Below are 24,195 nucleotides of genomic sequence, written 5' to 3'. Positions count from 1 at the left end.
GGCCATCGGAGTGACAGCGAGGAGAGGTCATGACGGTCGTGCGGGAGAGCCCCCCGGAGCAGCGCCGGCTGGCGATGCGGGTCCGCAAGCGGGACGGCGACACCGAGCCGGTCGATGTCAACCGGATCGTGCGGGCGGTCGAACGCTGGGTCGCCGACCTGGACGAGGTGGACCCGTTGCGGGTGGCCACCAGGACGATAAGCGGGCTCTACGACGGGGCGAGCACCGCCGAGCTGGACCGGTTGTCGATCCAGACCGCGGCGGAGCTGATCGGCGAGGAGCCGCAGTACTCGAAGCTCGCCGCCCGGCTGCTGGCCGCGTACGTGCACGAGGAGGTCCGCGGGCAGCAGGTGGCGAGCTTCAGCCAGTCGATCAGGTACGGGCACGGCCTCGGGCTGGTCGGCGACGACACCGCCGCGTTCGTGGCCCGCCACGCCGGCGAACTTGACGACGCCGTGGACCCCTCCGGTGACCTGCGCTTCGAATACTTCGGACTGCGTACGGTGGCGGACCGCTACCTGCTGCGGCACCCGGAGTCGCGGCTGGTGGTGGAGACGCCGCAGTACTGGCTGCTGCGGGTGGCCTGTGGCCTGTCCCACACGCCCGCCGAGGCGGTCGGCCTCTACCGGCTGATGTCCAGCCTGGCGTACCTGCCCAGCTCCCCCACGCTGTTCAACTCCGGCACCCGGCACACCCAGATGTCGTCGTGCTTCCTGGTGGACTCGCCGCGCGACGAGCTGGACTCGATCTACGAGCGCTACCACCAGGTCGCGAAGCTGTCGAAGTTCTCCGGCGGCATCGGCATCGCCTGGTCCCGGGTACGCGGCCGGGGCGCCCTGATCCGGGGCACGAACGGACGGTCGAACGGCATCGTGCCGTTCCTCAAGACGCTCGACGCCGGGGTCGCGGCGGTCAACCAGGGCGGCCGGCGCAAGGGCGCGGCCTGCGTCTACCTGGAACCGTGGCACCCGGACGTGGAGGAGTTCCTGGAACTGCGGGACAACACCGGCGAGGAGTCCCGGCGTACGCACAACCTCAACCTGGCCAACTGGATCCCGGACGAGTTCATGCGCCGGGTCGAGGCCGACGGCGACTGGTCGCTCATCGACCCGTCCGACGCGCCGGAGCTGCCCGACCTGTACGGGGAGGCGTTCGACGCCGCGTACCGGGCGGCGGAGAAGAAGGCGGTTCGCACGGTGAAGGCCCGGGACCTGTACGGGCGGATGATGCGCACGCTCGCGCAGACCGGCAACGGCTGGATGACGTTCAAGGACGCCGCGAACCGGATGTCCAACCAGACCGGCGAGCCGGGGAACGTGATCCACCTGTCCAACCTGTGCACCGAGATCCTGGAGGTCAACGACGACGCCGAGACGGCGGTGTGCAACCTCGGCTCGGTAAACCTCGGCGCGCACGTCACCGCCGAGGGCGTCGACTGGGAGCGGCTGCGGGCCACGGTACGCACGGCGGTGGTCTTCCTCGACCGGGTGATCGACATCAACTACTACCCGGCCGCGCAGGCGGCGGCGTCGAACCCGCGATGGCGGCCGGTCGGGCTGGGGCTGATGGGCCTTCAGGACGCGTTCTTCACGCTGCGCCTGCCGTTCGACTCGGCGCGGGCGCGGGAGCTGTCCACCCGGGTGCAGGAGGAGATCTTCCTGACCGCGTTGGAGACGTCCGCCGGGCTGGCCGAGCGGTTCGGCCCGCACCCCGCGTACGACCGGACCCGGGCCGCGAAGGGCGACCTGCACCCGGACCTGTGGGGCGCGGAGCCGGCGCAGACCGCCCGCTGGACGGCGCTGCGCGAGCGGATCGCCGCGCACGGGCTGCGCAACTCGCTGCTGGTGGCGATCGCGCCGACCGCCACCATCGCCTCGATCGCCGGCTGCTACGAGTGCATCGAGCCGCAGGTGTCCAACCTGTTCAAGCGCGAGACCATGTCGGGCGAGTTCCTCCAGGTCAACACGTATCTGGTGCGGGAGTTGAAGGCACGCGGGCTGTGGACCCCGGAGATCCGGGACCGGATCAAGCGCGCGGAGGGCTCGGTGCAGGGCATCGACGAGCTGCCCGCCGAGGTGCGGGAGCTGTTCCGCACCGCGTGGGAGCTGCCGCAGCGGGCGCTTGTCGACCTGGCCGCCGCGCGGGCGCCGTTCGTCGACCAGTCCCAGTCGCTGAACCTGTTCCTCGGCGCGCCGACGATCGGCAAGCTCTCCTCGATGTACCGCTATGCCTGGAAGGCCGGGCTGAAGACCACCTACTACCTGCGGTCGCGTCCGGCCACCCGGATCCAGCAGGCCACGGTGCTGGCCCCGGTCGTGGATGCGGCGGCGGCCTGTTCCCTGGAGAACCCCGAGAGCTGCGAGGCCTGCCAGTGACGCACACCGAGACCCGGCCCCTGCTGCTCGACCCGGGCATGAACCTGACCCTGCGACCGATGCGCTACCCGCACTTCTTCGACCGCTACCGGGACGCCATCCGCAACACCTGGACCGTCGAGGAGGTGGACCTGCACGCCGACCTGGCCGACCTGGACCGGCTCTCGCCGGCCGAGCGGCACCTGGTGTCCCGGCTGGTGGCGTTCTTCGCCACCGGCGACACCATCGTCGCCAACAACCTGGTGCTCAACCTCTATCAGCACGTCAACTCCCCGGAGGGCCGGCTCTACCTGTCCCGGCAGTTGTTCGAGGAGGCGGTGCACGTCCAGTTCTACCTGAACCTGCTGGACACCTACGTACCGGACGAGACCGAACGGTTCGCCGCGTTCGCGGCGGTGGAGAACATCCCGTCGATCGCCCGCAAGGCCGAGTTCTGCTTCAAGTGGATCGACTCCATCTTCGAACTGCGGGAGCTCAGGACCCGCGACGACCGGCGGGCGTTCCTGCTCAACCTCATCTGCTTCGCCGCGTGCATCGAGGGGCTGTTCTTCTACGGCGCGTTCGCCTACGTCTACTTCCTGCGCTCCCGGGGGCTGCTCAACGGGCTGGCCTCCGGCACCAACTGGGTGTTCCGCGACGAGTCGATGCACATGGCGTTCGCCTTCGACGTGGTGGACACGGTGCGCGCCGAGGAGCCGGACCTGTTCGACGACGAGATGGAGCGGCAGGTCCGGGACATGCTCGCCGAGGCGGTGGAGTGCGAGGCGCAGTTCGCCGAGGACCTCCTCGGCCAGGGTGTGCCGGGGATGTCGCCGGCGGACATGCGCGCCTATCTGCAACACGTCGCCGACCGGCGGCTGGCCGCGCTCGGCATCGCGCCGATGTACGGCAGCGGCAACCCGTTCGCGTTCATGGAGTTGCAGGACGTGCAGGAGCTGTCGAACTTCTTCGAGCGGCGGGTGTCGGCGTACCAGGTCGGGGTGACCGGCAGCGTCACCTTCGACGACGACTTCTGACAGTCGTCGGTCGTCCCGGCCGCCGCGAGCGCGGCCGGGGCGACCGACCGCACACCGCCGCCGGGTCCGCAGTCCGGCCGGCGACATCCCCGGTACGCGCATGCGCGTATCGCCCGCGTCCACGCCGATCCGCACAGTTGTCTGCGCCGGCGGGCGTCGGCGGACGAGGGGGGGAACGCGCGTGAAACGGATACGTCAACGGCTGCGGCCGTTCCTGGCGGCGGCGCTGGCCACGGTGGTCGGGGTGGCGTTCGCCGCCGCGCTGCCGGCCGCGCCGGCCGTGGCCAGCTACGGCTCCACGGTCACCGTCACGGTCGACGAGATGCACACCACCGAGTGCCTCGACCGGGTCTGGTTGGTCATCTGCGACCCGCCGGAACTGTTCGGCGTCGCCGTCATCACCCAGGACAACGGCCAGCAGCAGCGCTGCGAGATGGCACTGCCGGCCGCGTCGGGGACGGACATCGTCACGCCGAGCACGGTCTGCGCCGGGCGTTCGGTCACCGGCGACTTCCGGGTCACCTTCGAGCTGTGGGAGGACGACTCCACCGAGGGCGGCAGCCGCGAGCAGGCCGATCTCCACCCGGGCGCGGCGAAGGACTGGACCACGACGAGCCTGCTCGGCGGCCGGTCCGGGGTGTCCCGGTGGACCACCAGCGGCGGGCCGTCGCGGGCGGTCTTCACGGTGACCGTCGCGCCCCGGCCGACCACCGTCACCGTCACGTCGCCGCCGCCGGGCGGCACGCCCCGCGAGTTCGACCCGAGGCTGGGCGAGCGGCTGACGATGAGCGGCTCGCTGTCGGTGCCGTCGGCGCTGCGGTTCACCGTCACCTCGCAGGCGACAGGCGCGTCGTTCACGCTCTACGAGGCGCCGTTCTACGGCGGCGCGTTCAACGTGGACTGGGACGGCCGCTGGTCCGACGGGTCGTACGCGGCGGTCGGCGGGTACGACATCACGGTCGCCGACCCGGTCGACGGGGGTTCGGCGAAGCGTACCCAGGCCCGGGTGATCCAGCGGGTCGGGCTGTCCTTCACCGACATGTCGAGCCAGCCGGCCACGATCTGGCAGTACCGCAGCGGCCCGATCGTGGTGAGCGCGGTGGTGTCGGCGGCCGGCACGTTCCGGATGCGGGTGCTGCGCGGCGGCGTCGAGGTGTTCCGCAGCCCGGACGTGCGCCGTGCCGCCGGCCCGCTGTCGTTCTCCTGGACCGGCCGGCACGCCGACGGCTCCTGGGCCACGCCCGGCAGCTACGTGTTCACGCTTGAGGGCGCCGCCGACGACGGGCGGGCGTTCCCGGCCGCCTCGCGTACCGTGCCGGTGTCCGACCCGCCGCCGGGCCTGGAGGTGTACGCGCTGGCCGAGCCCGGTGTCCCGGCGGTCAACCCGCAGGCCGTGCCCGGCACGTCGATCCGGGCCAGGGTGGTCGCGACCGACCACACCGCCCGGCCGGCGGCCCGGATCACGGTGGAGATGAGCCCGGCCGGCTGGATCGGCCGTCCGGTGGCGCTCGCGCCCCGCGTGGTGCGGACCTGTGAGCAGGTGAGCGAGTGTCAGGCGGTGATCCCGGCGGACATCCTCGCCGGCGCGGCGGTGGCCTACCGGGTGACCGCGAGCGAGGCCGACGGGGTGCCGGAGGCGCGCACGGCGGTGGCGGACTGGCGGATCACCGACCTGAACCCGCCGGAACCGTCGCAGACGCCGGAGGTCACCCTGGTGCCGCTGTGGCGGGCCAGCGTGCCGGCGGTGGTGGACGCGGGCGGGCGGGTGAACACCCGGCCGCTGAACCAGACCATCGACGTGGCGTACGCGCCGGGCACCGGTTACGACACGTCCACGCTGAACGGCGCGCGGCAGTTCGGCAACGCCGTGGACGACAACGCGTGGCAGTTGCTCGGCATCCGCTCCCGGGTTTTCCCCAGCTCGATCGGCACGCACTGGTCGCAGGTGGGGATCTGGGTGCAGAACGTGCCGGTCGAGGTGACGGTCAGCCCGGACGGCGACGCGCTGTGCCGGCGCGGCGGGTTCAGCCCGGTCAGCTTCGCCGAGACCAACGGCGTGCTGCACACCGTGAACTGCCGGGACAACGCCTCCGGCAATTCGTTCAGCGCCGACTCGCCGATCGTGGGTTGGCACGAGCTGCACCACAGCGCCTACCACGAGGGTGACGAGTACTGCTGCGACGGCGGCTACTGGTACGGCGAGGGGAAGAACACCTACCACTCGCTGCGGGACTGCCAGCGGGGCGGGTCGGACCCGAGCGCCTGCAACGAGATCACCGACGGGGTGAGCCCGACCGGCTGGTGGCGCAGCGACGGGCCGATGGCCGACGTCATGATCAACAACACGGTCGAGCGGGCCGACGACATCCGGGCCGCCGAGGCGACCTTCGCACGATGCGGGAGTGGACAATGCTGAACCGACGGATCCGTACCCTGGTGGTGGCGGCGCTCGCGCTGCCGTTGGTCGGCGCCGTCGCGGTCGCCTCGCCGGCCGCCCCGACGCCTGCCGGCGCGGCGCCTGTCGTGCCCGCGCCGACAGTCGACCCGGCGAACCCGACCAGCGGCACCCACCTGCGGCTCGGGCTGCGGGTGTCGACGCGGAGCGCCACCGCGAACCTGTTGGAGATCGACAGTGGCTTCCCGTCGTCGCTGCGCGGCTCCGGCGGGCCGCTCCAACTGGTCGTGCGCGACACCGCCGGCGGCGTGCTGGACACGCTCGCGCTCGACGACCCGCTTGCGGTCCGGGTGTACGGCAGCAAGGAGAACGCGCACGACACCCCCCGGGTGAAGGAGGCGGACGTGGTGGTGGACCTGCCGGTCGGCGACACCGCGGCCGTGGTGGACGTGGTCCTGTCCGACAGGCGGATCGGCCGGGTCGAGGTCGACGCGCTGATCCGGGCCTGCCGGGGCGCGCCGCTGCCCTGCGCCACCATCTAGGACCGCGGGCCGGGCACCTCCAGGATGCCGAGTTCGACCGCCCTCATCACGGTGGCGACCGGCCCGGAGGTGCCCAGCTTGCGGTGCACGTTCTCCAGGTGCTTGCGGGCCGTGCCGGCGGCCAGGCCGAGCCGGCGCGCGGTGGCCGGCACGGTCAGCCCGTCGGCGATGCCGCGCAGCACCTCCACCTCCCGCCCGGTCAGCGCCGCGCCGCCGGGAAGAGCCGCGCCGGGCAGGCGGGCGCGCCCGTGCACCGCGATGAGCGCCGGTTGCAGGCGGGTGAGCAGGTCCATCTCGCGCGGGTCGAAGGCACGGTCGCGGTTGAACTGGTACCAGCGCAACACCGGGGTCGGACCGACCACGAGCGCGACCGTGTGCGCCCCGATGCCGCGCGGCGCGAGCACCTCCCGGTAGAGCGCGTGCTGCCGCCACCGCCGCTCCGACACCACGTCGGTCACCTGCGTCGGCGGCCCCGGGTACGGATGCGACAGGCGCACGGTCGGCGCGAACAACGGATGGTCGGTCACCTGGTGGTGCATCCGGCGCACGAGCGCCCGGTCGACCGGCCGGTCGGCGGCGAGGTCGGGCAGCCGCAGCGTGGCCAGGTCGAGTTCGGCGTAGGTGGACAGTTCGCTGTCGAGACGGCGGGCGACGGCGGCCAGGACCGTGTCGACGAGCGCCCGGCCGCGCAGCGCCCCGATCCCGGTCGCCGTCTCGCGCACCCACGCCTGGTCCGCAGTGGTGGTGGAAAGCGTCACGAGCGAACCATAGAAGCCCACGCGGGATTCCCACGTCAGCAAGTGGACACCGGTCGCCTTTTCCCCACCGCGCGGGCCGGGGCCGCGCCGGTCAGGCCGCCGGGCTCTCACCCGGCAACGCCCGGGCCTGGACCCGGCCCATCAACGCCACGATGGCAAGCGCCAGCACGGCCACCACCAGGAACGCGGTACGCAGGTCAAGCGCGCCGGCGAGCAGGCCGATCACCGGCGCCGCGAGCAGCGCCCCCGGCCACTGCCCCATCGCCACCACCGAGACGCCCTCACCCGAGGTCAGGCCGGGCTGGTCGCCGGCGAAGCCGAGCACCGTCGGGGTCACGCAGGCCAGCCCGAACCCGAGCAGCCCGAAGCCGGCCATCACCGCCGCGGGATGCGGGTACGCCACCGGCAGCGCCACCCCGACGGTGGCGACGAGCGCGGACGCCCGGACGAAGCGGACCCGCCCGATCCGGCCGGCCAGCCGGTCGCCGAAGAGCCGGGCCACGGTGGCGGCAAGCGACAGGCAGGTGTACGTGGCGGCGGCCAGCACCGCCGCCGCGCCGGCCACCTCGGTGGCGTAGAGCGCGCTCCACTGCGCGCCGGCCATCTCGACGAACGAGGCGAGGAACGCGATCGCCGCGAGCAGGACGAGCTGCGGGGTGAACCGCTCGCGCAGCCCGCGCCGAGCCTCGCCGTCCTTCGTCTCCTGGCGGGGCGTGTCCGGCAGCCAGCGCTGGGTGCCGATGAGCAGCGCGCCCAGCAGCACGCTCGTGACGGCCATCTGCGCCGACGGGGACAGGCCGATCGCGGCGGCGCCGGTGCCGCAGAGCCCGCCGACGAGCATGCCGATGCTGAAACCGGCGTGGAAGGTGGACAGGATCGGCCGCCCGTAGCGCTTCTGCACCTCGACCGACTGGGCGTTCATTGGGGTGGCCAGCAGGTTCGCCGCGAAGCCCCAGACCGCGAGCCCGGCCACCAGCGCCACCACCGTGGTGGACGCGGCCAGCAGCGGCGCGTTGACCAGGATCAACGCGGCCCCGGCCAGCGCCAGCCGGCGGGTGTTGATCCGGCTGATCAGCACCGCGACCACGACCAGCGAGACCAACTCCCCGGCGTTGGTGGCGATGTTGGCCAGGCCCCAGCCGGTGTTGCCGACGCCCACCGCGTCGCGCACCTCGGGCACCCGCGCGGACCAACCGCCGATGGCCAGGCCCATGATGACGAAGAGCAGCACCACCGACCAGCGGGCCCGGACGGCGGTCCGGGGCACCGGCGGCGTGGGCGACTCCGTCGGGTGCGGGTGCGTCGAGGTGTCCGTCATGGTCGTCGTACCTCTCTCGGATCGGTCCCGGTCAGTGTCCTACCCCGTGGCGTGGTCGAAGAAGCACGCACCGTCAGGCAGGCGCAGCCGCGCCGGGGGCAGGTCGGGGTCGGTGACGAGCGCCGACACCACCGCCACGTAGTCGTCGATCAGCCCGGCCACGAGGTCGTCGCCGAAGACGCCCCGGTTGCGGATGACCACGCCGCCGGCGCGGTCGTCGTCCACCACCACGATGGGCGAGCCCCGCTTCACCCAGACCGGCAGGCAGTCGGGCGGCACGTCGGCGGCGAGCACCGGGGGCGGGGTGCCGGGCGCGGGCCGGGCGGTGATGTCGACCGGCTCGACCCGCAGCTCCGGGCAGCGCAGCACCGGCGAGGCGGACGCGGCGGACTGGAACCAGGCGTCGAACAGGTGGTTGTCCGGCCACGGGCGCAGGTGCGGGAAGTCGGGCCGGACCGCGCGGGCCACCCGGTGGAACGGGGCCGCGTGGTCGATCGCCCCGGCCAGGGCGGTGTGCGCGTCTGCGACCACGGCGCGCATCGGCGCGTCCGGGTCGATGGTGGCCGGCAGGTAGACGTTGTTGGTGAACTGCCCGATGAGCTGCCGCGACAGCGGGCTCTCCCGGCCCAGCGTGGTGGTGCCGAGCACCACCCGCCGTCGCCCGGCCCGCGTCGACAGCACCACCAGGTAGGCGGCGAGCAGCAGCACGTACGGGCTGGTCCGGGCCCGCCGGGCGGCCGGGCGCAGCCGCGCGGTGACCTCGGGCGGGAACGCGAAGCGGGTGGCCACCTCGGCGCTGAGTTCGACGTCGGGGCCGGGCGGCGGCGCCGGGAAGAGCTGGTACGGCTCCACCTGGCGCAGCCGGTCGGCCCAGTAGCCGGCTCGGGCGGCGGCGTCGATCCCGCCGCCGGCCAGCTCCGCCTCCTGCAACGCGGCGAGCCCGGCGAAGTCCACGCCGAGCGGCGGCTGCGGGTCGGCCGCGCCGAGCCGGGCCGCGTACGCGTGGAACAGGTCCTCCACGAACACCCGGCAGGACCAGCCGTCGGAGACCATGTGGAAGAAGCAGAGCGCGAGCACGTGTTCGGTCGCGGAGAGCCGGACCAGCGCGGCCCGCCACAGGGGCGCCCGGCCCGGGTCGAACGCGACGTTGCGGTGCGCGTACGCGATCTGCTCGACGCGGGCCTGCTGCTCGTCCGGCGGGAGGCCGGACAGGTCGATCTCGTCGAGCGGCGGGTCGACGTGCGGCAGGATCGTCAGGGCCGGTTCGGGGCCGATGCGGTCGAACCGCATCCGCAGCGCGTCGTGCCGCTCCACCACGTCCCGCATGGCCTGCCGCAGGGTGTCGACCCGCAGCGTGCCGCGCAGCCGGCGGAACTCCACCACCACCAGCCGGGCGTCACCCGGGTGGGCCGGGTCGAGCGCGGTCATGAACTCCCACATCATCTGCTGGCTGGGCGCCAGCGGCAGCGTCGTCGGCATGGCGCCCCCCTCAGGCCGCCACCGGCTGCGCCGGCGCGGGCGTGACCGGCTGGTAGTCGGCCTCGTCCGGCGCGCGGAAGCCGGTGAAGAGCAGGTCGGGCCGGCCCAGCCGGAGCGCGGTGACGAACGCGGCGCCGTCGAAGAGCGTCTCGATCGCCGCGCAGGCCGCCGACTCGGCGACCGCCCGCGGCCCCCGGTCGCCGCCGAGCCGGCCGGGTGTCTTCGCGGCGACCACGGCCGCCGCCACGGCCGGCACCGCGAGCAGGCTGCGCCCGGAGCTGCGCCGGGCGGTCAGCAGGCCGGCCAACGCGGTGACGGCGAGCATGCTCGCGGTGTTGAACACGAACCGGCGCCGACGCGGGTGGGCCAGGCAGAGCCACTGCTCGGAACGGCCGTACGTGGTGAACCGGTAGGCCACCGCGCGGAACGAGTCGGCGACGCCGGTGTCGTGGGTGACCACCCCGTCCGGCTCGGCGAGCAGCACGTAGCCGGCGTCGGTCAGGAGCAGCCCGAGGTGCAGGTCCTCCCCGCCGATCGGCATCGGGGAGTCCTCCGGGAACCCGCCGACCGCCTCGAACGCGGCGCGCTTGAGCGCCATGTTCGCCCCCGCGCCCCAGGAGACCCGCTCGTGGTGAAGCGGTCGGGTCAGGTCGCCGAGCAGCAGGTAGGAGCGGCTCATCACGCGGAAGAACGCGCTGTCGCCGGGGTCCACGAGCACCGGGCCGGCGACGCCGGCGACCTCCTCGCCGCTGGCGCGCAGCCGGGCCGCGTACCTGGTGATCAGGTCGCTCGGCACCCGGCAGTCGGAGTCGGTGAAGAGCAACAGGTCGTGGCGGGCGTGCCGGACGCCCAGGTTCCGCTTGGCGCCGACGTGCCGCGGCCCGCGCACGTAGCGGGCGCCGTACTCGGCGCAGGCGGCGCGGTGCGCGGCGGCGGCGGCGGGCGCCGAGTCGTCGACCACCACCACCTCCACCGGCTCCGGGCAGTTCGGGGCGGCGTCGCGGAGGCTGCGGAGCTGGCGGCGCATCTCCGCCACCCGGTCCTTGACCGGGATGACGACGGAGACGCCGCGCGTGACGGCGCGGGGTTCGGTCGGTTCGCCCACGGGCGATGGGGATCGGCTCATGCCTGAAGCGTCGGCCACATCGATACAGGATTGATACACGGAAAACCCTTGCGCGGGTATCCGGCGTGTATCGCCGATGTATCGACGGGCATCAAGGTCGAAGGCATGACGACCTCCATTCCGCTCGACCGGCGGCTCGCCGTCGACGGCGGCCGGCCGGTCCGTCCGCCGGACCGACCGTGGCCGCGCTGGCCGATCCCCGCACCGGACGCCGCCCCCAACCTCGCCGCCGTCCTGCACGGCGGGCGGTGGGCGATCAGCAGCCCGACCGTCGGCGACGGCGTGCTGTTCGAACGCCGCTTCGCCGCCGACTTCGCCCGTTACGTCGGCACCCGGCACTGCGTGCCGGTCGACCACGGTTCCAGCGCGCTCGTGGTGGCGTTGGAGTCGCTCGGCCTCGGCTACGGCGAGACCGTGCTGGTCCCGGCGCTCACCTGGACCGCCTCCGCCACCGCGGCGCTGCGTGCCGGCCTGGTGCCGGTGCTCGTCGACGTGGACCGCGACACCGGCTGCGTCGGGCCGGACGACCTCGACCTGTCGGTGGACCCGCGGGCCGTGGTGGCCGTGCACTGGGCCTCCAACATGGCCGACATGCCGGCGCTCGACGCGGTCACCGGGCCGCGCGACATCTCCATCGTGGAGGACTGCGCGCAGGCCCACGGCGCCACCTGGCAGGGCCGCCAGGCCGGCTCGTTCGGCCGGCTGGGCTGCTTCAGCTTCCAGCACGGCAAGGTCCTCACCTGCGGTGAGGGCGGGGCCGTGGTCACCGCCGACGACCGCCTCGCACCGGTGCTGGAGGAGCTGCGGGCCGACTCGCGCCGTTACCGCGGCGACCGCACGCCCCCGGGTGAGCTGGACCTGGAGGAGAGCGCCGGGGTGCAGGGCGCCAACTTCTGCCTCAGTGAGTTCTCCGCCGCGGTGGCGTGCGCCCAACTGGCCGTCCTGGACGCCCAGCACAAGGTGCGCAACGGCAACTACCGGCTGCTCACCGAGCTGCTCGCCGACGTCGACGGCGTCCGGCTGCTGCAACCGGCCCCGGCGCAGACCCGCATCTCGATCTACGAGGGGACGCTCGTCCTCGACGAGTTGCCCACCGGCATGGACAACGCCGCCGTGGCCGCCGCGCTCACCGCCGAGCTGGGCAAGCGGTTCTACTGCACCGACGAGCCGCTGCACCGCAGCAAGCTGCTCCAGCCGTGGACCAAGCCGCTGCTCGCGCCGCTCGCCGAGCGCTTCGCCGCGATCCACGCCGACCGCACCTACCCGAAGACCGAGTGGCTGGCCGCGCACACCGTCCAGACGCACCACAGCACCTTCCTCGGCACCGAGCAGGACATGCACGACGTGGCCACCGCCGTCATCAAGGTGCTGGCCCGTTGATCCGCGCCACCGCCGGCGCACCCACCAGAAGGGACCTTCCCGTGACCGTCACCGACCGTCAGACCTCGCACCACCCGTCTCCCGACACCGACGCCCCCATCGGGGTGTGGCTCAACGGCGCCCGCGGCTCGGTCGCCACCACCGCCATCGCCGGGCTGCTGGCGCTGCGGGCCGGCATGACCGACTCGACCGGCTGCGTCACCGACACCGGCATGCTGCGCGACGCGCCGCTCGCCGACTGGGCCGACATGGTCGTCGGCGGGCACGACATCGTCGACACGCCGCTGGAGAAGAAGGCCGAGTCCCTCGTCGACTCCGGCGTCATCCCGGCGCCGGTGCTGGCCGCCGTGCGGGGAAGCCTGCCCCAGGTCGAGCGTGACCTGCGCACCGGCTACGACGCGCGGACCGAGACCGCCCCGCTGGCCGAGGTGATCGACCGGTTGGCCGGCGACATCGAGGAGTTCCGCACCCGCCACGGGCTGTCGCACGTCGTCGTGATCAACGTGTCGTCCACCGAGCCGCCGGTCGAGCACCGGCCCGAGCACGACGACCTGGACGCGCTCACCCGCAGCCTGGCCGACCCGGAGGACCGGGCGCTGCCGGCAAGCTCGGTCGTCGCGTACGCGGCGTTCAAAGCCGGGTGCGGCTTCGTCGACTTCACCCCGTCGACAGGTGCCCGGCTGCCCGCGCTGGAGATGATGGCGCAGCGCGAGCGGGTGCCGTTCGCCGGCTCGGACGGCAAGACCGGCGAGACGCTGCTGCGGACCGCGCTGGCGCCGATGTTCACCTGCCGCGCCCTGCACGTGCTCTCCTGGGCCGGCGTCAACCTGCTCGGCGGCGGCGACGGCGCCACCCTGGAGGACCCGCGCAACGCCCGGAGCAAGCTCAGCTCCAAGTCGGGCGTGCTGCCGGCGCTGCTCGGCGAGGACGTCACCGCCCCGCTGCACATCGACAACGTGCCGGACCTCGGCGACCACAAGACCGCCTGGGACCACGTCTCGTTCGAGGGGTTCCTCGGCGTCCGGATGTCCATGCAGCTCACCTGGAGCGGGGTCGACTCCACCCTGGCCGCCCCGCTCGTGCTCGACCTGGCCCGGCTGACCGCCGCGGCACACCGCGCCGGGCACGTGGGCGCGATCGAGGAGCTGGGGTTCTTCTTCAAGGACCCGATCGGCTCCGACGAGCACGCGCTCGCCGAGCAGGCGACGGCGCTCTCCGCCTGGGCCAGCGGGCTGGACGACCGCTCCGGCAGCTGACCTGAGTCCCGGCCGCCGGCGCGGCCCGTTCCGCGCCGGCGGCCCCGCCCCCGTGTATCCGCTTCGAGGAGCCCCCATGTCACACGTCCCGAACGCGCCCGACCCGCCGACCACGGATCCGGTGTGGACACCGATCCTGACCGGTCTGCGCGCGACCGCGCTGGACTGCCTCCAGACGAGCTTCGCCCTGCTTGCCGACCACGCGAACGGATCCGGCAGTCACCTCGCCCTCGGCGCCCGCTTCGGGTTCGCCACCCGGGAGCGGGACGGCCTGGTCACCGTCGAGGCCACCTCGGACGACCGGGCCGCCGAGGCGGCCGACCTGCTGGGCCTGTGGGTGGAGGGCCGGTGGATGCAGCTCGACGGCCCGCAGGTGCGTCAACTGTGCGCCCCCGGCCAGCCGCTCTACGTCATCGCCGACGCCTACGACCTGCCCTGGTGCCCCTATCACGGGCACGAGCACATGCGGCACAGCTTCCTGGTCACGGCCGCCACCACGGACGAGGTCACGGTGGTCGACGCCTACCACAACGACACCGCCTGGGGCGCCGCCCGGCCGGGCGTGTGGCGGCTGCCCACCGCCGGGTTCGACGCGGCGCTGGCCGGCGGCGCGCACACGCCCGCCGTGGCGGCCCACCCGGCGCCCGCGATCGACGTGCCGGCCATGCTCGCCGGCAACGCCGACCGGGCCCGCCGGGCCCGCCCGGAGATCGCCGCCTACGTGGAGCGGACCGCCGCCGCCCTGGGCACCGTGGCGGGCCTGCACCGCTTCGTGCTCGACGTCTGGTTGCTGGCACGCGGTCGCGACCTGCACGAACACTGGCTCGCCGCGTCGGCGCCGGACGCCGCCGCCGCGCTGGCCGGCCAGGCAACGGGCTGGCAACAGCTCGCCACCCGCAGCTACGTCGCGCTGCGCCGCGCCCAGGCGGGTCGGCCCGCCGCGCCGGAGCTGGCGGACGCGCTCGGCACCCTGATCGGGAACCACCTGACCGCGCTGGAGTCGATCGGCGCCGACGCCACGCCGGCCACCGACGACGCCGCGCCGGCCGGCGCGGGTCCGGCGGGCGGGGACGGCGTACGCGCGGCCGTGCTCGGGGCGCTCGGCGACACCCTGCACCTGGACGGGTCCGAGCTGCACAGCACCGACGTGCTGCGGGAACTGCCCGGGTTCGACTCGTTCCGGCTTGTGGACGTCATCGACCAGGTCGAGCAGCGGCTCGGCGTCGAGGTGCCGGCGACCGCGCTCTCCGCCGCCGACCTGCGGGACGTCGGCTCGCTGTGCGCCATGTTCGGCGCCGCCGCCGGAGGTGCCCGATGACCACCGACCTGCTGCCCGACCTGCTGGACGCCACGGCCGCCGCGTGTCCCGACGCGCCCGCCGTCGACGACGGGACCGCCTGCCACACGTACCGCGAGGTCCGGACCGCGAGCCTGCGCCTGGCCGGCTGGCTGTGCGCGGCGGGTGTCCGGCGCGGCGACCGGGTGCTCGTCGCGCTGCCGAGCGACGCGACGCTGCCGGCGCTGCTGTACGCGGTGGCCCGGGCCGGCGCGGCCTTCGTGGTGGTCCGGACCCCGGCCCCCGAGGTCGCCCTGGCGCACGTGCTCGACGACGCGGAACCGGCCCTGGTCCTCACCGACGACGCCACCCTCGGCGACCTGTCCCGCGCCCGGCACGTCCCGGTGCGCGGCGTCGCCGACGTGGCGCACGCGGCGGCGACAGGCGACGGGGACGCGCCGGCCGGCGTGGGCCCGCTCTCCGTCGACCCGGTCTGCCTGATCTACACCTCCGGCAGCACCGGCATGCCGAAGGCGGTGGTCTCCACGCACGCCCAGGTCACCTTCGCGGTCCGGGCGATCCAGTCGGAGCTGCGCTACCGGCCCGACGACGTGGTGCACGACGTGCTGCCCACCTCGTTCGACTACGGCCTCTACCAGATCTTCCTGAGCACCGTGGCCGGCGCGCGGCTGCGCCTGGGCGACCCGGCCGAGACCGGCGGCCGGCTGCTGGCGAGCCTGGTCGGGTCCGGCGCGACAGTGCTGCCCTGCGTGCCGTCGCTCGCCATCAACCTGCTGCGGCTGCTCGGCCGGCCCACCGCGCCGCGCCCACGGCTGCGCCTGCTGACCAACACCGGGGCGGCCATGCCGCCGGAGGTGCTGGCCGGCCTGCGCGAGCTGCTGCCCGGCCTGACCGTCCAACTGATGTTCGGCCTCACCGAGTGCAAACGCGCGGCGATCATGCCGCCGGACGAGGACCTGCGCCGGCCCGGCGCCTGCGGCCGGGCGCTGCCCGGCACCGAGATCTTCACGGTCGACGCCGACGGGCGGCGCCAGCCGGCCGGGAGCACCGGTGAGCTTGTCGTCCGCGGTCCGCACGTGATGGCCGGCTACTGGCGGCGGCCCGAGCTGACCGCCGCGCGTTTCCGGCGCGCACACGGGCTCTTCCCGCAACTGCACACCGGCGACCACGGACACGTCGACGCCGACGGGTACGTCCACTTCGCCGGCCGGCGCGACGACGTCTACAAGGAGAAGGGCACCCGGGTCAGCGCCACCGAGGTGGAGGCCGCCGCCCACCGGGTCGACGGCGTGGACGCCGCGGGTGTGCTGCCACCGTCCGACGGCCGCGACGGCGCGACGCTGTTCGTGGTGGCCGAGCTGACGCCGGGCGACGTCCTGCGCCGGCTGCGGGACCAGTTGGAGGAGATGAAGGTGCCGGCGCGCTGCGTCGTGCTGCCGGACCTGCCACTTACCGGCAACGGCAAGGTCGACCGACGGGCGCTGGCCCGGCTGGCCGGTGAGCGCCGTGGCTGACCTGCCCTTCGACACCCCCGCCTACCGCTACGACCTGGCCGAGGTACGCGCCAACCACGCCACGCTGCGCGCGGCGCTGCCCGTGCCGAACCGGCTCTACTACTCGCTGAAGGCCAACCCGCACCCGGCCGTGGTGGCGGCGCTGCATCAGGCCGGCTGCTACGCCGAGATCTGCTCCCCCGGTGAGCTGGCCGCGGCGCTGCGCGCCGGCGTGCCCGGCGACCGGATGCTCTACACCGGCCCCGGCAAGCGCGACGCCGAGGTGGCCGGGGCGGTCCGGGCCGGCGTCCGCTGGTTCTCCGTCGACTCGCCGGTCGGGCTGGACCAGGCCGACCGGATCGCCGCCGCGCACGGCGTGGATCTGCGCTGCCTGCTGCGGATCAACGACCGGGTGCCGAATCCCGGCCAGGGGCTGACCATGACCGGCGTCGCCTCGCAGTTCGGCGCCGACGTCGACTGGATCGAGCGGGAACCGGAGAAGTTCCGCTCCCGCCCGTCGGCCCCGGTACGCGGGTTCCACCTCTACACCGGCAGCAACGTCGACTCGGTGGACGCGCTCGTCGCGCAGTTCACCACCGCGGCGACCACCGCCCGCCGGCTGCGCGACCTGCTCGACGTCGACCTGACCGTGCTCGACCTGGGCGGCGGCTTCGGCGCGCCGTTCGCCCGGCCCGGCCGCAACGCGGACCTGTCCGGGCTCGCCGACCGGGTCGGCGCGGCGCTTGACGGGCTCTTCCCGGGCTGGCGTGACGGGGCGCCAACCGTGGCGTTCGAGTCGGGGCGGTTCCTCACCGCCACCGCCGGCACGCTGCTGACCCGGGTGCTCGACGTCAAGCGGTCGCAGGGCACGCCCGTGGTGGTGCTGGAGTCCGGCATCAACCACCTGGGCGGGATGTCCGGCCTGCGCCGGCTGCCGCCGCTCGTGCCCGCGCTGCACGCCGCCGACGACCGCGACGGCGAGCCACTCGACGCCGCGATCGTGGCCGGCCCGCTGTGCACGCCGCTCGACACCTGGGCCCGCGCCGCGAGCCTGCCCGACGTACGGCCGGGCGACGTGCTCGCCGTGCCGAACGTCGGCGCGTACGGGCTCTCGGCGAGCCTGCTGGCCTTCCTCGGCCATCCGGCCCCGGTCGAGGTGATCTGCGACGGCGGGCGGGTCGTCGAGACGTCCCGGCTGACGCTTACCCGGCAACCCGCCGGCCACGAAGACCCACGAGATGAGAGGTGACGTCATGAACGCCGAATTCACCGAGTTGCTCCGGCCGTTCCTCAAGTTCGCCGGCCCGGACGAGATCACCGAGGAGGCGCGGCTGCGCGACCTGGGCCTGGACTCGATGCGCGAGATCGAGCTGCTCTTCGCCATCGAGGAGACGTTCGGGGTGGCCGTGCCGGACGACAAGCTCGTCGACTCCACGTTCGCCACCGCGGGCGGGCTGTGGGGCGTGATCGAGGAGCTGCGAACCCCCGTGGGCGGTGGTACCCGATGACCGCCGCCGGGTGGGCCCCGGCCGTCGAGACCGTGTCCGAGGTGGCGGCGGCGCACGCCCGCCAGTCGGACGAGACCGCCACGTTCCCCACCGAGGCGCTCGCCGCCATGCGGCGTACCGGGCTGTTGGGGCTGCTCGTCCCGACCGCCGAGGGCGGCGTCGGCGGCGACCTGTCCGACCTGGTCGACGTCACGCTGGCGCTGGGCCGGGTGGACATGTCGGTGGCGATGGTCTTCGCCATGCACTGCCAGCAGGTCGCCGCGATCACCGCCTACGGCGGGGAGAAGCTGCGGGCCGAGGTGCTGCCGGCGGTGGCCCGGGGCGAGCGGTATCTCGGCTCGGTCACCACCGAGGCCGGCAAGGGCGGCCACCTGCTGACCGCCGAGTCGGCCCTGGCGCACGACGGCGAGATGCTGCGCGTCGACCGCCAGGCGCCGATCGTGACCGGCGGCCCGTACGCGGACGCGTTCCTCATCACCACCCGGGCGCCGGGCGCCGAGTCGGCGTCCCAGGTGGACCTGGTCTACGCCGCCCGCGACCAGCTTGAGGTCGAGGTGACCGGCGGGTGGCGTCCGCTCGGCATGCGGGCCACCCACAGCGTGCCGATGCGGCTGCGCGGCGCGGTGCCGCAGTGGCAGGTCGTCGGCGAGCACGGCGGGTTCCGGGAGATCGCCACCACGGTCTTCGCGCCGCTGGCGCACGTCGGCTGGGCCGCCGCCTGGATCGGCACGGCGGCCGGGGCGTACGAGCGGCTGCTGCGGCACGCGCGCGGCGAGGCGGGACGGCGACAGTTCAACCCCTCCTCGGAGCTGGTGCTGCTGCGGCTGGCCGGGATCCGCATCCGGCTGGACGCGGCGCACGCGCTGCTGCGGCACACCGTCTCGGTGGTCGCCGACGCGCCGGACATGTCCGCGGCGCCTGTGCAACTGCTGCTCAACACGCTGAAGGTCCGCGCGGCGGAGGAGTCGTTCGGCGCCGCCGACGAGCTGGTCGAGCTGTCGGGGCTGCGCCACGGCTACCTGACCGACTCGCCGCTGGCCCTGGAGCGCACGTTCCGGGACCTGCGTTCGGCGTCGCTGAACTACGCCAACGACCGGCTGCGGCTGGCGAACGGGGCGCTGGCGCTGCGCGACCAGGCGGTGCGTCTTGCCTGAGCCGACGCCGACGCCGACGGCCGCGACGCCGAGGGCCGCGACCGTGACGCCGGCCGGGGACCACGCGGCGCGGGTACGCGCGGCCCTGGCCGGCGTGGACGCCGCCGACCCGCGCGCCGTGTGGCGGGCGCTCGGCGCCGGCGACGTCACCGCGGCCCTCTACCCGGACGGCGAGCAGCCGGACCCGAGCCGGCTGTCGGCGCTGCTCACCGAACTGGACGCCCACTGCCCGCTCGGCGTGACGCTGTCGGTCTGCGTCCAGGTCGCCACCGTGCTGCCGCTGCTCGCCGGCGCCGCCGGGCCGGCGGAACGCGCCCGTCAGGGCATGCTGCGCGGCGAGACAGTGGTGGCGCTCGCCGTCACCGACGCGGCCGGGTCCGGCTCGGACCTGCTCGACGCGACCACCCGGGCGAAGCTGAGCGAGGGCACGGCCACCCTGGACGGCGGGAAGACCTGGATCACCAACGCGACGACGTGCGACGCGGCGCTTGTGCTTGCCCGGCACCGCGAGGCGCGCCACTTCACCAGCTTCTGCTGGCTGCTCACGCCGGCCGCCGCGCCGGGCGTGACGATCTCCTCCGCCGGCCGGGCGTTCGCCGGCGCCGGCACCGGGCACCTGCGCTTCGCCGCCGTCGCGCTCGACCCTGACGCCGTGGTGGGCCGCCCCGGCCGGGCGCTTGCCGGCTTCGCCCGGCAGGCCGGCGTGGAGCGGCTGGCGAGCGCGCTGTGGGCGCGGGCGATGTGCCACCGGATGCTTGCCGGCCTGCGCGACTGGCTGCGCGGCCGGCCGGCCGCCGAGGGCACGCTGTGGGACCGCCCGGCGATCCGGGAACGGTACGCCCGCTGCCTGGTGGCGGTCCGGCAGCTCGACGCGATGTGCGCGGCGCCGCTCGCCTCGCCGGACGCCGTCCCGTCCCCGGTCACCGGCATGCTGCTCAAGATCACCGCCGCCGAGACGGTCGAGCGGGTCGCCGCCGAGGCCGTGCACCTGCGCGGCGCGGACGCGTTCCGCGACGGCGGCGAGGCGCACCTGCGCGGCGAGGCGGCCATGTTCGGCATCGCCGGCGGCGCCACCGGCGCGATGCTCGCCGGCATCGCCGACCACGCCGACGACCTGGTCGACGCCGGGCGCTGACCGACAGCGCCGACGGTGCCGACAGCACCGACAGCACGAGGAAGGGAGCAACGCCGTGAGTCTCTACAAGTGGTTCCAGCGGAGTGTGGAGCGCGTGCCCGAGGCGGTCGCGCTCGAGGTCGACGGCCAGTCGGTGACGTACCGCCGGCTGCACGACCTGGCCGGCGGCCTCGCCGGGCGGATCCACGCCGAGGTGGGCCGGCGCCCCCGGGCGGTCGGCCTGCTGGCCGCCCGCAGCCTGCCCGCGTACGCCGGTTATCTGGCCGCGCTGCGGGCCGGCGCCGTCGTGGTGCCGCTCAACCCGGCGTTCCCGACCGCCCGCAACGCCGGGTTGTGCCGCGACGCCGGGGTGGACGCCGTGGTGGTGGACGCCGCCGGCGCGGAGGTCGCGGCCGAGGTCGCGGGCGGCGCCGCCACGGTACGGCTCGACGACGCGCCGGCCGGACCGGCGGCGGAGCCCGCGACCGGCCCGGACGACGTGGCGTACCTGCTGTTCACGTCCGGGTCGACCGGGCGGCCCAAGGGCGTGCCGATCCGGCACCGCAACGTCGACGCCTATCTCGCCCACTGCCTCGACCGCTATCCGGTCGGCCCGGGCGACAGGCTGTCGCAGACCTTCGACCTGACCTTCGACCCGTCTGTGTTCGACATGTTCGTCGCCTGGGGCGGCGGCGCGACGCTCGTGGTGCCGCAGCCGGACGAGGTGCTGACGCCGGTGCGGTTCGTCAACGAGCGGCGCATCACCCACTGGTTCTCGGTGCCCTCGGTGGTGTCGCTGGCCCGCCGGATGCGGATGCTCTCCCCCGGCGCGATGCCCGGCCTGCGGCACAGCCTCTTCGCCGGTGAGCAGCTCACCCACGAGGCGGCGCGGGCCTGGGCGGCGGCGGCGCCGAACAGCGTGGTGGAGAACCTCTACGGCCCCACCGAGCTGACCGTGACCTGCACCGCCCACCGGCTGCCGGCCGACCCGGCGGACTGGCCGGCGACCTCGAACGGCACCGTGCCGATCGGCGACGTGTACGACACCCTCGACGCGATCCTGCGCGACGAGGACGGCGCCACCGGCGGCGACGACGGCGAGCTGTGCGTGCGGGGTCCGCAGCGCTTCGCCGGCTACCTCGACCCGGCGGACGACGAGGGCCGGTTCGTCACGCACGCCGGGCAGCGGTACTACCGCACCGGCGACCGGGTCCGCCGCGAACACGGCACGCTCGTGCACCACGGACGCCTCGACGACCAGGTGAAACTGCGCGGCTACCGGATCGAACTGGGCGAGATCGAGATGGTGCTGCGCGGCCACCCCGGCGTGCGGGAGGCGGTGGTGCTGGCGCTCGGCGAGGGCGACGGCGTCACCCTCCAGGCGGTCTACACAGGCGCCGCCGGAATCGCCGCCGAGCTGGCCGGCCGCTGCGCCGACCGGTTGCCCGGCTACATGGCGCCGGCCCGGATCCACCACGTGGCCGCGTTGCCCACGAACGGCAACGGCAAGACCGACAGACGCCGGACCGCCGCCCTGGTCGGCGACGGGACCGACGGGACGAGAGGAGAACGGCGATGACCGGGATCAGCGAAGCGGACGAGCGGGAACGGGCGTTCCGGTCCGTCGCCGGGCGGTTCGCCACCGGAGTGGCGGTGACGACCGCGGTCGGGCCCGACGGGCCGCTCGGGATGACAGTCAACTCGTTCACCACCGTGTCCCTGTCCCCCCGGATGCTGCTTGTCTGCCTGCGGCAGGACTGCCGGTTGCTCGGCGCGGTCCAGCGGACCGGCCGGTTCGCGGTCACCGTGCTCGCCGACGACCAGCGCGAGGACGCGGCCTGGTTCGCCAGCCAGGGCCGGCCGACCGGCGCCGAGGGCTTCGCGGGTGTCGCGTACGACGCGGAACGGGCGACCGGTTGCCCCCGGCTGACCGACGGGGTGGCGTACTTCGGGTGCGAGGCGGTGTCGGCCGAGCCGGTCGGTGACCACGCCGTGCTGATCGGGACCGTCCGCGCCGCCGGCCTGCTCCGGTCCTCGCCGCCGCTGCTCTTCGTGGACGGCCACTACGCGCAGGTCGCCGACCTGCGGGAAGCGCAGGTGGCGCGATGAGCATCGGCGGCGCCCCGGGCGACCTGCGCCACCTCAGCCTGCGCGCGGCCCGGGCCGGCGCGGACGCGATCCGCCAGGCGCGCCACCACGGTTTCCGGACCGTCCACAAGGGTGGCGCGGCCCAGGACCCGGTGACCACCGCGGACCACGCGAGCGAACGCGCCATCCTCGACCTGCTCGCCCGGGACCGCCCGCAGGACGCCGTGCTGGCCGAGGAGTCCGGGCTCAGCGCCGGCTGCTCCGGCCTGCGCTGGATCGTCGACCCGCTGGACGGCACGTTGAACTTCAGCCACGGCGCGAGCCGGTACGCGGTGAGCGTCGCCGTGGCGGCCGGCTGCGACGTGGGCGACGGCCGGGTGGTCGCGGCCACCATCCTGCAACCGGCCACCGGCGCCTGCCTGGTGCTCGACGGCGACGGCCCGCACGACGGCGACGCCCCGGTGGCGGTCAACCGGGAGGCGGCGCCGGGGCACGCGCTCGTGGCGTTCGCGGTGCCCAACGCGCCCGACCCCCGGCGGCGGGCCTACCAGGCGCTGGTCGGCCTCGCGCCGCGCGTCGCCGACCTGCGCAACTCCGGCTCCACCGTGTGCGACCTCGCCTCGGTGGCCACCGGTGAGCTGGACGCGTTCGTCAGCTTCGACCCGGCCCCGTGGGACATCGCCGCGGGCACCGCCCTGGTCGAGGCAGGCGGCGGGGTGAGCCGACGGTGGCGCCGCGACGGGATGACCGTCTTCGCCACCGGCGCGCCGGCCGTGGTGGAGGCGCTTGCCGACTGGTTGGGACCGGACCGTACCGGCCCGGAGGGCACCGACGAGGAAGGGGAACGACGATGACCAGGAGTGACGAGTTCCGGCTGGCGCTCGTGGGAGCGGGCCGGATGGGCCGCCACCACCTGCGGGCGCTGGCGGGCAACCGGACGGTCCGGATCGGCCACGTGGTCGACCCGGTGCCGTCGGCGCGGGCGGCGGTCACCGCCGCCGGGCTGCGGGCGTACCCGAGTGTGGCGGATCTGCTCGCCGAGACCGTGCCGGACGGGCTGCTGGTGACCGCGCCCACCGGCCGGCACGGCGAGCTGGTCGCCGCCGCCGCGAAGGCGGGGGTGCCGGTGCTGTGCGAGAAGCCGGCGGGGCTCGGCGCGGCCGAGGCCGCCGAGGCCGGGCGGGTGGCCACCGACGCCGGCATCGGGTTCCAGATCGCCTACTGGCGGCGGTACGTGCCCGAGCTGCGCCGGCTGCGCGAGCGGATCGCCGGCGGCGACCTCGGCGACGTGCTGTTCGTGGCGGCGTCGCAGTGGGACGGCGAGCCCCCCGCGGCGGCGTTCCGCACCGGCAGCGGCGGGATCTTCGTGGACATGGGCGTGCACGAGTTCGACCAGATCCGCTGGCTGACCGGGCAGGACATCGTCCGCGTCGCGGCGCAGCCGGCCGGGCCGGTCACCGACCCGGCGGTACGCGGACTCGACGTGGACAGCGCGCAGGCGTTGCTCGGCCTCTCCGCCGGTGGCACCGCGCTCGTCTCGCTCGGCCGGCACTTCCCGGGCGGGGACATGGCCACGGTGGAGGTCTTCGGCACCCGGGGCCACGAACGGCTGGTGTTCCTCGACCCGGCCGACGGCGACGTCACCATGTACGCGGCGCTGGCCCGCCAGGCGGAGGACTTCGCCGAGCTGGTCCGCACCGGCCGGTCCGCGGGGGCCGGGGTGGCCGACGCGGTCGCCGTGCTCGACGCGGCGCGCCTGGCGACCAGCCAGCTCACCGCGGGTCACGAAGTAGGCCCCGTTCGGTGAGTCCTTTCATCATCTGGGGACAGGTTATTCCCTAGCCGAAGGTGGGAAATAAGCCGCCACAGCACTGTGGACGGTACCGCGGAGCGAGG

At 74.5% G+C, this 24,195-nt stretch carries 20 protein-coding genes; 16 read left to right on the top strand and 4 right to left on the bottom strand.

All coding sequences use genetic code 11. From position 1 onward, the window contains the following. Positions 1–29 precede the first annotated feature (29 nt). From SM450_RS23460 to SM450_RS23445, 4 genes are all read left to right on the top strand, one after another. Positions 30–2,375 carry a ribonucleoside-diphosphate reductase subunit alpha gene (locus SM450_RS23460; protein WP_474621918.1) on the top strand — a complete coding sequence of 782 codons (2,346 nt, stop codon included), beginning with the start codon at positions 30–32 and terminating at the stop codon, positions 2,373–2,375. Between the two features lie 38 nt (positions 2,376–2,413). Beyond that, positions 2,414–3,391: a ribonucleotide-diphosphate reductase subunit beta gene (locus SM450_RS23455; RefSeq protein WP_474621959.1), complete on the top strand. Its 978-nt coding sequence runs from the start codon at positions 2,414–2,416 to the stop codon at positions 3,389–3,391. A 181-nt stretch (positions 3,392–3,572) separates the two neighbouring features. After that, on the top strand, positions 3,573–5,807 hold the full coding sequence (locus tag SM450_RS23450) for a hypothetical protein (protein ID WP_474621917.1): 2,235 nt from the start codon (positions 3,573–3,575) through the stop codon (positions 5,805–5,807). Next, on the top strand, positions 5,801–6,328 hold the full coding sequence (locus SM450_RS23445) for a hypothetical protein (RefSeq protein WP_474621916.1): 528 nt from the start codon (positions 5,801–5,803) through the stop codon (positions 6,326–6,328). Before SM450_RS23450 ends, SM450_RS23445 begins: the two co-directional genes overlap by 7 nt. On the opposite strand, the gene SM450_RS23440 is transcribed toward SM450_RS23445, so the two are convergent. The 4 genes from SM450_RS23440 to SM450_RS23425 all read right to left on the bottom strand — a co-directional run bounded on the left by SM450_RS23440 (position 6,325) and on the right by SM450_RS23425 (position 11,009). After that, positions 6,325–7,086, bottom strand: a complete 762-nt coding sequence (locus SM450_RS23440) for a helix-turn-helix transcriptional regulator (protein WP_474621915.1) — start codon at positions 7,084–7,086, stop codon at positions 6,325–6,327. The genes SM450_RS23445 and SM450_RS23440 overlap by 4 nt on opposite strands. A 91-nt stretch (positions 7,087–7,177) precedes the next feature. After that, on the bottom strand, positions 7,178–8,404 hold the full coding sequence (locus SM450_RS23435) for an MFS transporter (RefSeq protein WP_474621914.1): 1,227 nt from the start codon (positions 8,402–8,404) through the stop codon (positions 7,178–7,180). A 39-nt stretch (positions 8,405–8,443) separates the two neighbouring features. Next, entirely contained in the window at positions 8,444–9,883 is a 1,440-nt protein-coding gene (locus SM450_RS23430) for a condensation domain-containing protein (protein ID WP_474621913.1), read from the bottom strand. A 10-nt stretch (positions 9,884–9,893) separates the two neighbouring features. Further along, positions 9,894–11,009: a glycosyltransferase gene (locus tag SM450_RS23425; protein WP_474621912.1), complete on the bottom strand. Its 1,116-nt coding sequence runs from the start codon at positions 11,007–11,009 to the stop codon at positions 9,894–9,896. Positions 11,010–11,114: 105 nt separating this feature from the next. On the opposite strand from SM450_RS23425, the gene SM450_RS23420 reads away from it, so the two are divergent. The 12 genes from SM450_RS23420 (at position 11,115) to SM450_RS23365 (ending at position 24,106) form a co-directional block, all read left to right on the top strand. Further along, positions 11,115–12,389, top strand: coding sequence for a DegT/DnrJ/EryC1/StrS family aminotransferase (locus SM450_RS23420; protein WP_474621911.1), 1,275 nt, complete (start codon positions 11,115–11,117; stop codon positions 12,387–12,389). Positions 12,390–12,430: 41 nt separating this feature from the next. Further along, positions 12,431–13,645 (top strand): inositol-3-phosphate synthase, encoded by a 1,215-nt coding sequence (locus tag SM450_RS23415; RefSeq protein ID WP_474621910.1) that lies wholly within the window; start codon positions 12,431–12,433, stop codon positions 13,643–13,645. A 76-nt stretch (positions 13,646–13,721) separates the two neighbouring features. Continuing rightward, complete coding sequence (locus SM450_RS23410) at positions 13,722–14,963, top strand: acyl carrier protein (protein ID WP_474621909.1); 1,242 nt, start codon at positions 13,722–13,724, stop codon at positions 14,961–14,963. Further along, positions 14,960–16,456 (top strand): class I adenylate-forming enzyme family protein, encoded by a 1,497-nt coding sequence (locus SM450_RS23405; protein WP_474621908.1) that lies wholly within the window; start codon positions 14,960–14,962, stop codon positions 16,454–16,456. The genes SM450_RS23410 and SM450_RS23405 overlap by 4 nt, the downstream gene beginning before the upstream one ends. Beyond that, positions 16,449–17,684, top strand: coding sequence for a type III PLP-dependent enzyme domain-containing protein (locus tag SM450_RS23400; protein ID WP_474621907.1), 1,236 nt, complete (start codon positions 16,449–16,451; stop codon positions 17,682–17,684). Before SM450_RS23405 ends, SM450_RS23400 begins: the two co-directional genes overlap by 8 nt. A 4-nt stretch (positions 17,685–17,688) precedes the next feature. Further along, on the top strand, positions 17,689–17,943 hold the full coding sequence (locus SM450_RS23395) for a phosphopantetheine-binding protein (protein WP_281588676.1): 255 nt from the start codon (positions 17,689–17,691) through the stop codon (positions 17,941–17,943). After that, on the top strand, positions 17,940–19,097 hold the full coding sequence (locus tag SM450_RS23390) for an acyl-CoA dehydrogenase family protein (RefSeq protein ID WP_474621906.1): 1,158 nt from the start codon (positions 17,940–17,942) through the stop codon (positions 19,095–19,097). Before SM450_RS23395 ends, SM450_RS23390 begins: the two co-directional genes overlap by 4 nt. After that, positions 19,090–20,232 (top strand): acyl-CoA dehydrogenase family protein, encoded by a 1,143-nt coding sequence (locus SM450_RS23385; protein WP_474621905.1) that lies wholly within the window; start codon positions 19,090–19,092, stop codon positions 20,230–20,232. The genes SM450_RS23390 and SM450_RS23385 overlap by 8 nt, the downstream gene beginning before the upstream one ends. Positions 20,233–20,287: 55 nt before the next feature. Next, complete coding sequence (locus SM450_RS23380; RefSeq protein ID WP_474621904.1) at positions 20,288–21,790, top strand: amino acid adenylation domain-containing protein; 1,503 nt, start codon at positions 20,288–20,290, stop codon at positions 21,788–21,790. Continuing rightward, complete coding sequence (locus SM450_RS23375; RefSeq protein ID WP_474621903.1) at positions 21,787–22,320, top strand: flavin reductase family protein; 534 nt, start codon at positions 21,787–21,789, stop codon at positions 22,318–22,320. Before SM450_RS23380 ends, SM450_RS23375 begins: the two co-directional genes overlap by 4 nt. After that, positions 22,317–23,153, top strand: coding sequence for an inositol monophosphatase family protein (locus SM450_RS23370; RefSeq protein WP_474621902.1), 837 nt, complete (start codon positions 22,317–22,319; stop codon positions 23,151–23,153). Before SM450_RS23375 ends, SM450_RS23370 begins: the two co-directional genes overlap by 4 nt. Further along, entirely contained in the window at positions 23,150–24,106 is a 957-nt protein-coding gene (locus SM450_RS23365) for a Gfo/Idh/MocA family protein (protein WP_474621901.1), read from the top strand. The genes SM450_RS23370 and SM450_RS23365 overlap by 4 nt, the downstream gene beginning before the upstream one ends. The last annotated feature ends 89 nt before the right edge of the window (positions 24,107–24,195 follow it).

The sequence above is a fragment of the Micromonospora marincola genome (assembly GCF_056150385.1).
Note: the sequence above shows the minus strand (reverse complement) of the source record. Positions and strands in the feature narration are given on the sequence as shown.